The organism is Caballeronia sp. GACF4 (assembly GCF_023631025.1).
GTDB lineage: Bacteria > Pseudomonadota > Gammaproteobacteria > Burkholderiales > Burkholderiaceae > Caballeronia.
This window is the reverse complement of record NZ_JALQDW010000025.1, coordinates 117,762-128,864: the sequence shown is the minus strand read 5'-3', so window position 1 is coordinate 128,864 and position 11,103 is coordinate 117,762. Positions and strand designations below refer to the sequence as shown.

The 11,103-nt window shown below is 62.7% G+C and carries 15 protein-coding genes; 9 read left to right on the top strand and 6 right to left on the bottom strand.

The genetic code is table 11. The features are described 5' to 3' along the window. Entirely contained in the window at window positions 1-705 is a 705-nt protein-coding gene (locus tag NCR40_RS22920) for a DUF4148 domain-containing protein (RefSeq protein WP_250510740.1), read from the bottom strand. A 6-nt stretch (window positions 706-711) separates the two neighbouring features. Between NCR40_RS22920 and NCR40_RS22915 the strand changes: the two genes are divergently transcribed. Beyond that, window positions 712-912: a hypothetical protein gene (locus NCR40_RS22915; protein WP_250510739.1), complete on the top strand. Its 201-nt coding sequence runs from the start codon at window positions 712-714 to the stop codon at window positions 910-912. On the opposite strand, the gene bluB is transcribed toward NCR40_RS22915, so the two are convergent. Then, a complete protein-coding gene (gene bluB / locus NCR40_RS22910; RefSeq protein ID WP_250510738.1) occupies window positions 903-1,559 on the bottom strand; it encodes a 5,6-dimethylbenzimidazole synthase in 657 nt (218 codons plus the stop codon). The two genes, NCR40_RS22915 and bluB, sit on opposite strands and share 10 nt — an antisense overlap. Before the next feature lie 248 nt (window positions 1,560-1,807). Between bluB and NCR40_RS22905 the strand changes: the two genes are divergently transcribed. From NCR40_RS22905 to NCR40_RS22895, 3 genes are all read left to right on the top strand, one after another. After that, window positions 1,808-3,031 (top strand): PepSY-associated TM helix domain-containing protein, encoded by a 1,224-nt coding sequence (locus NCR40_RS22905; RefSeq protein ID WP_250510737.1) that lies wholly within the window; start codon window positions 1,808-1,810, stop codon window positions 3,029-3,031. Window positions 3,032-3,203: 172 nt separating this feature from the next. Then, window positions 3,204-3,617 (top strand): DUF1801 domain-containing protein, encoded by a 414-nt coding sequence (locus NCR40_RS22900; RefSeq protein WP_244830100.1) that lies wholly within the window; start codon window positions 3,204-3,206, stop codon window positions 3,615-3,617. Between the two features lie 113 nt (window positions 3,618-3,730). Then, the gene (locus NCR40_RS22895; protein ID WP_250510736.1) at window positions 3,731-4,594 is read left to right on the top strand and encodes an NmrA family NAD(P)-binding protein; all 864 of its coding nucleotides are present in this window, start codon (window positions 3,731-3,733) and stop codon (window positions 4,592-4,594) included. A 4-nt stretch (window positions 4,595-4,598) separates the two neighbouring features. On the opposite strand, the gene NCR40_RS22890 is transcribed toward NCR40_RS22895, so the two are convergent. The 3 genes from NCR40_RS22890 to NCR40_RS22880 form a co-directional block, all read right to left on the bottom strand. Continuing rightward, window positions 4,599-4,976: a DUF1090 domain-containing protein gene (locus tag NCR40_RS22890; RefSeq protein ID WP_250510735.1), complete on the bottom strand. Its 378-nt coding sequence runs from the start codon at window positions 4,974-4,976 to the stop codon at window positions 4,599-4,601. A 183-nt stretch (window positions 4,977-5,159) separates the two neighbouring features. Continuing rightward, window positions 5,160-5,801 carry a DUF1109 domain-containing protein gene (locus NCR40_RS22885; RefSeq protein WP_250494149.1) on the bottom strand — a complete coding sequence of 214 codons (642 nt, stop codon included), beginning with the start codon at window positions 5,799-5,801 and terminating at the stop codon, window positions 5,160-5,162. Next, a complete protein-coding gene (locus NCR40_RS22880) occupies window positions 5,798-6,343 on the bottom strand; it encodes a sigma-70 family RNA polymerase sigma factor (protein WP_250469490.1) in 546 nt (181 codons plus the stop codon). The genes NCR40_RS22885 and NCR40_RS22880 overlap by 4 nt, the downstream gene beginning before the upstream one ends. Before the next feature lie 322 nt (window positions 6,344-6,665). On the opposite strand from NCR40_RS22880, the gene NCR40_RS22875 reads away from it, so the two are divergent. The 3 genes from NCR40_RS22875 (at window position 6,666) to NCR40_RS22865 (ending at window position 8,380) form a co-directional block, all read left to right on the top strand. Continuing rightward, window positions 6,666-7,280 carry a cytochrome b/b6 domain-containing protein gene (locus tag NCR40_RS22875; RefSeq protein WP_250510734.1) on the top strand — a complete coding sequence of 205 codons (615 nt, stop codon included), beginning with the start codon at window positions 6,666-6,668 and terminating at the stop codon, window positions 7,278-7,280. A 19-nt stretch (window positions 7,281-7,299) separates the two neighbouring features. After that, window positions 7,300-8,076 carry a molybdopterin-dependent oxidoreductase gene (locus NCR40_RS22870; protein WP_250468450.1) on the top strand — a complete coding sequence of 259 codons (777 nt, stop codon included), beginning with the start codon at window positions 7,300-7,302 and terminating at the stop codon, window positions 8,074-8,076. 70 nt (window positions 8,077-8,146) lie between these two features. Next, window positions 8,147-8,380, top strand: coding sequence for a pentapeptide MXKDX repeat protein (locus tag NCR40_RS22865; protein ID WP_244830106.1), 234 nt, complete (start codon window positions 8,147-8,149; stop codon window positions 8,378-8,380). Window positions 8,381-8,474: 94 nt separating this feature from the next. On the opposite strand, the gene NCR40_RS22860 is transcribed toward NCR40_RS22865, so the two are convergent. Then, on the bottom strand, window positions 8,475-9,587 hold the full coding sequence (locus NCR40_RS22860) for an MBL fold metallo-hydrolase (protein WP_250510733.1): 1,113 nt from the start codon (window positions 9,585-9,587) through the stop codon (window positions 8,475-8,477). A gap of 95 nt (window positions 9,588-9,682) precedes the next feature. On the opposite strand from NCR40_RS22860, the gene NCR40_RS22855 reads away from it, so the two are divergent. Together NCR40_RS22855 and NCR40_RS22850 are read left to right on the top strand one after the other, a co-directional pair. Continuing rightward, window positions 9,683-10,339: a TetR/AcrR family transcriptional regulator gene (locus NCR40_RS22855; RefSeq protein ID WP_250510732.1), complete on the top strand. Its 657-nt coding sequence runs from the start codon at window positions 9,683-9,685 to the stop codon at window positions 10,337-10,339. A gap of 16 nt (window positions 10,340-10,355) precedes the next feature. Continuing rightward, window positions 10,356-11,096, top strand: a complete 741-nt coding sequence (locus NCR40_RS22850; protein WP_250510731.1) for a beta-ketoacyl-ACP reductase — start codon at window positions 10,356-10,358, stop codon at window positions 11,094-11,096. Window positions 11,097-11,103: the final 7 nt, after the last annotated feature.

Sequence of the window (11,103 nt, the reverse complement as noted above, 5' to 3'; positions counted from 1 at the left end):
TTAGGGCGCCGTCGCGCTCGGCGTGCCGCCGGGACCGTAAGGATCGGGATTGCCGAAGCGAGGCAAGTTGCCGTTCATGCGCGCCCGGCGCAACTCGTCCTGCACTTCGGCGCGCGTTTTCGGCGCCTGAATCGATACGACGTAAGCCGGCGTCGCGTTAGCAACCGCGCTTGGTTTAGCGGCTACTGGCATGGGCGCATCGGTGGCCGGAGCGCGCGCGGGTTTATCGAGCGTATTCGCGGCCGCGGATTCGAGCGGCGCGCGTTGCACGGGCGGCACAGGCGCGCGCACCGCCGCGGCTTCAAGCGGCGCCACGCGGGTTTGCGCGACGGCATGGTTACCGCGATGCTTTTCGCGCGCAGTCTTTCTGGTTTCCAATGTCCGCTTCTGTGCGCGATGCACGCGCGCCGGTTCTGTCTGTGCAACCGGCCTGGGCGCGGGTTCATCGCGTGTAATTTCGGCTGCGGTTGCCGTTGCGGTCGCGGTTTCGGGACGCGCATCGGCGACGGCTACGACAGGCGCCTTTGCAGGCTCCGGCGCTTCCTCGCGCACGCTGCCGCGCACGACTGCGCCGCGGTCGCGCGACATCATGTTCGTCCTGTCGTCGCTGCGTCGGTCCTGCTTGGGCAGCAGGTTGACGGCCAGCAAGGACAGCACGATGACACCCGCGCCAATAAACGTAATGCGGTCTGCGTAGCGAAGCATGAGAGCGTGATCCTCCTCGAATCGTCTGGCGAAATGGCGGACAACGTGCATCGGACCACCGCGTGTCTGATTGGTACGCGCGATGCCGTCCGACGGATGCGCCAATCGTTCGCCAATCGCCGCCAAACTCACTGGATTGATGTGAAGGATCACCGCGCCGCCGCGTCACTTGTAGTGCGCAACGCGCGGTCCAGCCATCAGCTTTGATCCGATGCCACCGGCCAGCGGTTCTCGAACACGCATTCCTCGCGGGTACGGCGCTTGGCCCAGCCTTCGGTTTCGAGCATGGGTTCGTCGTAAAAGCGCTCGACATGTCCCATGCAGAGAATCGCGACTGGCTGCGCGCCTTCCGGCATGCCGAGCAGGTCGGCGACGTCGTCGGGATCGAATATGGAGACCCATCCCATGCCGATGCCTTCCACGCGCGCCGCAAGCCACATGTTCTGGATGGCGCACGCCACCGACGCGAGATCCATCTGCGGCAAGGTGCGCCGGCCGAAGACGTGCGCCTCGCGTCCGTCCATGAGCGCCATCACGATGATTTCCGCGCACTCGCGCATGCCTTCCACCTTGAGCGCCATGAAAGCGTCGCGACGCTCGCCGAGGGCATCGGCGGTGGCGACACGTTCCCGTTCGACGATAGCGTGAAGCGCTTCGCGCGTAGCATCGCACGTGATGCGCAGCATGCGCCAAGGCTGCATGAAGCCGACGCTCGGCGCACACAGCGCGGCATCGACGATACGCTTCAACGCGTCTTGCGCGACCGGTTCGCGCGTGAAATGGCGCATGTCGCGCCGTTCGTGGATTGCGCGATAAACGGCATCGCGCGCGGCTTCGTCGAAAGGCTCGTTCATTGAGAAATGCGCTGGAAAGTGGGTTCGTGCTGCGCGGATTCTAGTTCATGCGGGTGCGCTCGCGCTGTTCGTGCTGCATGGCCGATGTCCCCATCAAGTGCAAACAAGCCCATGCTGAATGCAACAACAGCTTACAAAAACCTTGATTGATACCATGCGCGAGCCGTAGAATGCGAACCATTCTTAATTGACGAGCGTCGCTGGCATGTTGGCAATTGCGTTGAATGATCTTCCGAAGGCGTGCTGACGTGCGGCCCGTTCTGGTTCGGCTCCATCGATGGCTCGGCGTCGCGACAGCGCTCTTTTTGTTCGTGTCCGGTCTCACCGGCGCGGTGATCGCGTGGGATCACGAAATCGACGCGTGGCTCAATCCGGCGTTGTTTTACGCGCGCACGGAAGGCGCCGCGTTGCCGGCGCTCGAACTCGCGCATAAGGTCGAAGCCGCCGATCCGCGCGTTCAGGTGACGTATCTGCAACTCGGCGCCGAACCCGGCCACACGCTGCAGATGCTCGTCACGCCGCGCACGAACCCGGCAACGGGTGCGCCATTCGATGTCGATTACAGTCAGGTCGCGGTCGATCCGGCAACGGGCGTCATTCAGGGCAAGCGGCTGTGGGGCACGGTGTCGCTGGCGCGTATCGATCTGATGCCGTTCCTCTACAAACTGCATTACACGCTGCATCTGCCGGTGCTCGGCGGCATCGATACGGGAACGTGGCTGCTCGGCATCGTCGGGATTTTGTGGTTCTTCGACAGCGGCATCGCGCTCGTGCTGTCGTTTCCGAGCGTCAAGGCATGGCGCAAGTCCTTCGCGTTTCGCTTCAGGCGCGGCGGTTATGCGCTCACGTTCGATCTGCATCGGTCGGGCGGCGTCTGGATCTGGGGCTTGCTGCTGATGGTCGCCATCACTTCGATATCGATGAATCTCGGCGATCCGGTCGTGCGTCCGCTCGTCTCGCGCCTCTCGCCGCTCGCGCCAACCATGTTCGATAACCCGGAACTCACGCGCGCGGCGCCCAAGGGCAGCACGGCGTTGCCGGTCGAAAGCGTCCTCGCGACCGCCGTCGCGGATGCAAAGCGCCTCGATATCGCCGCACCGCCCGGCGCGCTGTATTACCTTCCGGCGATGCAAGCTTACGGCGTCGGCTTCTTCGCTCCGGGCAACGATCACGGCGACGGCGGTCTCGGCAACGCCTGGCTTTACTACAACGGCTACACCGGCAAGCTCGCCGGATCGTCGATTCCCGGACGCGGGTCGGCCGGCGACATCTTCATGCAGGCGCAGTTTCCGTTGCATTCGGGACGCATCATTGGCGTGACCGGACGCGTGCTCATCAGCTGCGTCGGCGTCATGGTGGCGATCCTCAGCGCGACTGGCCTGATGATCTGGCTGCGCAAACGCACGGCGCGCTCGCGCTCGGCGGCGTCGGCACGCGAACGCGTCGCACGCGGCCAGTCGGTTTCGTCCTGATTTGCTGGGCGGCATCGGCGGGTGCTTCGTGCATGACCTGAGAGTGGAAGACGCCTCTGCGAGTCGAAAGACCGCCGAGGCGTTTTCTTGTGGCGCGTGCGCGGATTCGCGGGACGGCGAGACCCTGTGCAGTACCATCACTCGGTGCATGAAAAGAAGACATGGAGCACTCATGAATGCATCGGAACAGATCGACGAATTGATCGCGGGAATCACCGACTGGCGCGGCGAGACGTTCGCGGACATTCGCCGCGTGGTTCTCTCGGCGGACCCGCGCATCATCGAGGAATGGAAGTGGATGGGCAGCCCGGTCTGGTCGTGCGACGGCATGATCGCGGTGGCCAACGCGCACAAGGGTAAGGTGAAGCTGACCTTCGCGCACGGCGCGGGTATTGCCGATCCGGACCAGCTCTTCAACGCGGGCCTCGAAGGAAACGCGCGACGCGCCATCGACTATCTCGAAGGCGACAAGGTCGATGCCCGCGCTTTGAAGGCGCTCGTGCGCGCGGCTATCGCTTATAACCAGACAAAGCTCAAGAAGAACGCGCCTGCGCGCAAGCGGGTGAAGGCGGGTAGCGAAGGCTGAACGGCGGACATAACGCGGCGTCATCAATCCAATAACCTCAAAGCCATTTTTCGCATCGAATACGCGCTCTACCATTCGACTCATCGTTTCATAACGAACACGGAGAGTCGATCATGTACGTCATCACGGGAATCAGCGGAAAGGTAGGCGGCGCGCTCGCCAAGGCATTGCTCGACGCGGGTCAGACGGTCCGCGCGGTCGTGCGCGATGCAAAGAAGGGCGACGCGTGGAAGGCGCGCGGCTGCGAGGTAGCGCTCGCCGACATGACGGATGCGCGAGCGCTCGCGCATGCGTTCGAAGGCGCGACGGGCGTGTTCATTCTTCCGCCCTCGGATTTCGATCCGGCGCCCGGCTTTGCGAGCGCGCGCGAAGTGATCGATGCGGTCGCTGCCGCTATCGCGCTTGCGAAGCCGAAGAAGATCGTTTGTCTGTCGACCATCGGTGCGCAGGCGAAAGAAAGCAATCTGCTCTCGCAACGCACGCTGATGGAAGAAGCGTTGAGCAAACAGCCGATTCCCGTGACCTTTCTGCGTCCGGGCTGGTTCATGGAAAACAGCGAATGGGACGTCGATACGGCGCGCGCCGAGGGCATCGTCCATTCGTTCCTGCAGCCGCTCGATCGCGCCATCCCGATGATTGCCACGGAAGACGTCGGCCGCACCGCCGCCGCCTTGCTCCAAGAGGAATGGAGTGGCGTGCGGTATGTCGAACTCGAAGGCCCGCAACGCGTCAGCCCAAACGATATCGCAGCGGCGTTCGCGCAGACGCTCGGTAAGCCGGTGCGCGCGCAAGCCGTGCCGCGCGAACAGTGGGAAGCGTTATTCGTGAGTCAGGGCATGCAGCATCCCACGCCGCGCATGCGCATGCTCGACGGCTTCAACGAAGGCTGGATCGACTTCGAAGGCCCGGTGGAGCGTGTCCGCAAGGGCTCGGTCTCGCTGCTGGCGGTGATCGGGAAACTCGTTTCCTCGCACTGAAGTTTCAAGGCGCCGCTTCGGTCTGCGCACGCACGAGTTCCGCGTGCGCTTCATCCACCTTGCGCTGGCGCTCCGCGATCTTCTTCGCGCTCTTGCCTTCGGTCTTCGCTTTCTGCAGATCGTGCTCGCGTTCGGCGAGCTTCTTTTGCGCGGATGCGACCTTGCGCTGGCTCTCGTTGCGTAAGGACGCTTCCGTGCAATTGGCGTTCAGTTTGCCAAGTGCGGTTTCCAGGCCATCGATACGACTCGCATTGCCATGCGCACGCGCATAGGTAATTTCCTCTTCGATTGAGGCGCGCTTCGAGTCGCAACTGGTCTGTGCGGAACAGAAAAGCGGCATGGCCGCCATTGCCAGACATGCCGCCTTGAACGCCGTTTTCATAGTCGATCCTCGCGATGAATGGTCTGTCAGCATAGCGCAAAGCGCTTGACCCATTTGCCTCCTTGCACCAACTTGCCGATTGCGGATCTTTCGATCGAAACGAAAGATGGCTTGGAATGACCGGCGCTTCATTCACGCACGCGCGAAAGCACGGCGAGCGCGGCGAGCAAGCCCGACGTCTTATCACCAACGCAGCAAGCGCGGCCCGAGCCATGCGCCGATAGCGGCAGGCATGAGCATGCCGATGGCATACCACACGCTCCAGAACGCGGGGCTCATCTCCGGGCAATGCAGGCAATACGCCAGCGTGGCGAGCGAGCTTGCGAGTAAGCCCGCGACCGCGCCAGCGAGCCGCAAACGTGTGGGTGCAAGCCCCTTGACGGCCCAAAACACGGCCGGAAACGTCGGCAACGATAGCAGCGTGATATTGAACGGACAACTGCGCCACGAATGCCCAAGAACGAGCGGCGCGCGGTCCACGGGAAGCGCGGCCGCGAGGACGAACGCCCCGGCAACCCATACGACGACGAAAGGCAGCACCACGAGCGCCCACGCATGACCCGCGCGCGCACCCGGCCTGCCGAGCCGCGTCACGGCGAGCAACGCGCCGATGCCGACGCACGAGGGAAATGCGATCTTCGCCCAGAACATCGCGGTGCCCGCGACGCTGCGCAAGTCGGGCCGCATTCCATAGACCATCAGCATCAACACGACGGAGCCAAGCACACCGAGCGGCAACGCCTCGCCGAAGCGTCGTGCAATGGCCGCGCGATCGACGCGCGTTGCGCCATTCGAGAGGAGATCGATCAGGTCATCGGTTTTCATCGGATACCCCGGATGCGCGCGGCAAGTGCCTTCAGGCCGCGATGCACGCCCACCTTCACCGCCGACTCGGACAGCCCCGTGATGCGCGCCGTTTCGGTGACGGAAAGGCCTTCGAGCTTGACATGAACGATAGGCAAGCGCTGTTTGTCAGGAAGATGTTCGAGTAACTTGCCGATGTCGTGACGCGCGCGCGCGGGTTCGTCGTCGCTGAGCGCGAAGAGGTCGGTATGGTCGTCGAGCGGGTCGTTCAGCGATTCGTGACGCGAGCGCGAGCGGAAGAAGTCGGTCAGCTTGTAGCGGGCAATGGCATGCACCCACGCCGTGAGCGGTTCGTCCGGCCGATACGTATGCCGCGCATTGTGCACGGCGAGCAGGATTTCCTGCACGAGGTCTTCGACATCTTCGCGATGCTGCGGAATACGTTTGCGCAGATAAGCCCGCAAATGCCGCGTCAGCGCCTGCAGGAATTCGCGGTAGGCAGTCTGCTCGCCGTCCAGGCCGAGCACGAACAGAGCCTTCAGGCGGTGTTCCGCGTCATGCAAGATGGGTCCTGTGTTGACGAGGCGACGAATGGGCGATTCCGCATTGCGCTGCGTGGCCGCGCGGTCACGTTCACGTTCTGGATCGGTCGATTCAGAATAGCCGAAGCCAAGATGCGTCGCAACATTGGCGCTGATTGCGTGCAACGTGCCGTCGGTGTTCATCGTCATCGTCGTGTAGTGGAAGGGTCGACCTGGGTAGTTCGTTGCAACGCGTCCCGTGGTTACAGTTTCTTTGCATCGATAAAAATAAGGTGTCGCTGTAACCGGCGGCGCGTTGGCGGCGAATTACTCGGAACACAACCGCGTGGCGCCCCGAACGATCATGCAAACCACTCTTGTCGATCAGCCTTCTGAACCCGTGCATCCGCTCTGGCTGCGCGTCTCGCACTGGCTCAATGCCTTTGCCGCTTTCATCATGCTGTTCTCGGGATGGCGCATCTACGACGCATCGCCCGTCTTTCCCGGCTTCGTCATTCCGCCATCGATCACCCTTGGCGGCTGGCTCGGTGGCGCGTTGCAATGGCATTTCGCGGCAATGTGGCTGCTGTTCTTCAACGGCATCTTCTATCTGATACTCAATCTCGCGAGCGGCCGTTTCCTCGCCAGGTTCTTCCTAGTGTCGCCACGCGCCGTATGGCGTGACCTGGTCGCGGCGCTTACCGGCAAGCTCTCGCATGGCGACTTGCGCCAGTACAACGCGGTGCAGAAGCTCGCGTATCTCGTCGTCGTGATCGATCTGATGGTGCTCGTGCTCTCAGGGCTCGCGATATGGAAGTCGGTGCAGTTTCCGCTGCTGCGCGAACTCATGGGCGGCTATGACCGGGCGCGCGTCGTCCATTTCTGCGCGATGGCGGTGATGGCGGCGTTCATCGTCGTCCATGTGGCGATGGTCGCACTCGTGCCGCGTTCGCTTCTGACGATGCTGCGCGGCCGTTGAACCGATACGAGACTCCACGATGAAACCCATGGACAGAAGCATCATGACGCTCGATCGCGCATCGATTCTCGCGGATGCGCGGCGCGAACTCGATATGCCGTCGCGGCGTCTTTTCGGCAAGCGCCTGTTGTCGCTCGGCGGACTGGCGATGCTCACCGGCTGCTCGATCACCGACGACGACTCGGTGAACACATTCCTGACTGCCGTATCGCGGCTCAACGACCGCGTGCAAGGCGCGCTATTCGATCCCGCGCGGCTCGCACCGACCTACACGGAAGCGCAAATCACGCGGCCGTTTCCATTCAACGCGTTCTACGGAATCGACGACGTACCGAGCGTGAATGGCAGCGACTATCGGCTGAAGGTGAGCGGGCTCGTGGCGGGGCAGCGCGTATGGACCTTGCCGCAGCTTTACGCGCTGCCGCATGCCGAACAGATCACGCGTCATATCTGCGTGGAAGGCTGGAGCGCCGTAGGACGTTGGGGCGGCACGCCGTTCTCGGAGTTCCTGCGTCGCGCCGGCGCGGATACGACGGCGAAGTATGTCGGTTTTCGTTGCGCGGACGACTACTACGAGAGCATCGACATGCCGACGGCGCTGCATCCGCAGACACTGCTCACTTTCGATTACGACGGCGAACGCTTGCCGGCGAAATACGGTTATCCGATGAAGCTTCGCATGCCGACCAAGCTCGGCTACAAGAACCCGAAGCATATCGTCGAGATCTTCGTCACGAACACGTATCCCGGCGGCTATTGGGTCGACCAGGGCTACAACTGGTTCGGCGGTTCATGATCGCCGCTCGTTGGAATCCGGCTTTGGCCGGAGCAGAAGACTCAACCTCACTCACTCAAGGAGAAGTAGCATGAAGCAATTGATGACGGCAGTTTTCACCGCGGTGCTTGCAATCGGCACGACGGCCGCCTACGCGCAGGCAAGCGATACGATGGCGCAGGGTTCGATGAGCAAGGACAGCATGTCTCACGATTCCATGAGCAAGGACGCGATGTCGCATGACTCGATGGGCAAGGGCGACAAGATGAAGAAGCACGACAAGATGAGCAAGGATCACGCGGCTTCGGGCGCGATGGCGCAGTAAGCGCAAAGGCCGGGAGTGATATCCCGGCCTTATTCCTTTTAGGACAGATGCGCTTCAAAGCCATGCGAAGCGACAACCGCTGCGGCAACAAGCATTACGAAGACTCGCGTCCCGCGCACCACCGCCATCCTGTCTTCACCGTCTCGACTTCCGGCACTTCGCGCCACCATTTCTCACCGCGATGCGGCTCGACCAGATTCAGCCGCTCGCCCATGCGCGGCGTCGCCAGCGCGATACCCCGCGCAAGCGCGAGCCCAGTCACGCGCTCGAACGGTTCCTGCCAGCGATGCATCGCCAGATCGAACGTGCCGTTGTGAATGGGCACGATCCAGCGGCCGCGCAAGTCCACGTGCGCCTGGACGGTCTCCTCGGGCTGCATGTGCACGTAGGGCCACTGCGCGTCGTAGGCGCCGGTTTCGATGAACGCGACATCGAACGGTCCGAGTCGCTCGCCGATGGTCCGAAATCCTTCGAAATAGCCGGTATCGCCGCTGAAGAACACGCGCAAGGCGTCATCGACGATCACCCACGACGCCCACAATGTGCTGTTGCCATCGAAGAGACTGCGGCCGGAAAAGTGCTGAGCGGGCGTCGCGGTGAATGCGAGGCCGTCTAGCTCCACGCTTTGCCACCAGTCGAGCTGGCGCACCTTGCTCGCGTCGATGCCCCATTCGATCAGCCTGTCGCCCACGCCGAGCGGCGTCAGAAACACGTCCGTCGTCGCGGCGAGCGCAAGCACGGTCTCGCGGTCGAGATGGTCGTAGTGATCGTGTGAAAGGATCACGCCGCGCAACGGCGGCAGGTCGGCAAGCGCGATGGGCGGCGCATGAAAACGCTTCGGCCCGACTTTGCGGAACGGCGATGCGCGCTCGCCGAACACCGGATCGGTCAACCAGAACTCGCCGCGCAGTTTGAAGAGCAGCGTGGAGTGGCCGAGGCGAAAGAGGCTGCGGTCCGGCGCGGCATCGAGTTGCGCGCGCGTCAGTGTCAGCACGGCCGGCGGCGCTACGGGCGCGGTGCCGCGCGGCTTGTTGACGATCATGTTCCACATGATGCGCAAGGTCTTGCCCATGCCCTCGGCCGGACGCGGCTTGACATTGCGAAAGCGCTCGCCGTCGTGCTGCGGCGACGTATGCGACAGTTCGCGTCCGCGCCTGGCTGCGGTGAGTCCGAGCGCGCGGCTGATCGAGGCGGTAATCGACGTCATGGCAAATGGCATCCGGTTGGTGCAGCAGGAAAGTAGACTGCCCAGTGTAGTTTATTTTCGAGATGAAAGTAAACCGCTCAGTGTAAAATTGCCTGATGGAATCGAACGCTGACCAACCTCGTCTGACCGACCGCAAACGCGCCGCCATCGTGAACGCGGCGGTGGAGGAATTCATCGCCTCGGGTTATGACGCCACGAGCATGGACCGCATCGCGGCGCGCGCGGGGGTATCGAAGAGAACGGTGTACAACCATTTCGACGGCAAGGACGCGCTGTTCGCGGCGATCCTCCATCAGTTGTGGACCGCAAGCCAGTCCGACGACGCTCCTGCCTACGACCCTCGATCGCCGTTGCGTGCGCAGTTGCTCGACCTGCTTGCGCGCAAGTTGAATCTGTTGAACGACGCCGCGTTTTTATCGCTTGCGCGAGTGGCGATTGCGGAGGGCATTCATTCGCCCGAGCGCGCGCGGGAAATGGTCGGCAAGCTTGGCGAGCGCGAGGAAGACTTGACGCGATGGATACGCGCCGCCGCCGCCGATGGCCGCCTGAATGTGGCGTCGGACCCGGCGTTCGCGGCGCAGCAGTTGCATGGCATCGTCAAGGGATTCGCGTTCTGGCCGCAGGTCACGATGGGTCAATCGCCCTTGTCCAAGCGCGAGCAGAAGCGGGTGGCGGAAGCGGCGGTGGATCTCTTTCTGGCGGGGTATGGCGTGCCCGATTCATCGTCGAAAGAACTTCAATTTTTCCCTTAAAACAAGGTTCGAACGAATGAGACTGAAAGGAAAAGTAGCGATCATCACGGGCGCGGCGCAGGGCATCGGCGCGGCCACGGCACTCAAGTTCGCGCAGGAAGGCGCGATCGTCGCGGCATGTGACCGCAATGCGGAAGCGCTGGGAGCGGTGGTCGAAGCGTGTCGGCAAGCGGGCGCCGAAGCGAGCGCATTCTGCGTCGATATGTCGGATCGCGAGCGCGTCGACGAGATGGTGGCGACGGTGCGCGACCGCTATAAGCGCATCGACGTGCTCGTGAACAATGCGGGCATCACGCGTGACGCACGCCTGCAGAAAATGACGCTCAAGCAATTCGACGATGTCATCGACGTGAATCTGCGCGCCGTCTTTCACGCGAGCCAGGCCGTGGCCGATGGCATGATCGCGCAAGGTTCGGGCGTGATCCTGAATGCGAGTTCGGTGGTCGGCATCTACGGCAATTTCGGGCAGACCAATTACGCGGCGGCCAAGTTCGGCGTGATCGGTTTCACGAAAACGTGGAGCCGTGAACTCGGGCCGAAGGGCATCCGCGTGAATGCGGTCGCACCCGGTTTCGTCGATACCCCGATTCTCGCGACCATCCCCGCCGAAGTGCTAGAAAAGATGCGCGCCGATGTGCCGCTCGGCCGTCTCGGCAAGCCCGAGGAAGTCGCGAATGTCTATGCGTTCCTCGCAAGCGACGAAGCCAGTTACGTCAACGGCGCGGTGATCGAGGTAGCGGGCGGCATGACGCTTTGAAGGTTGG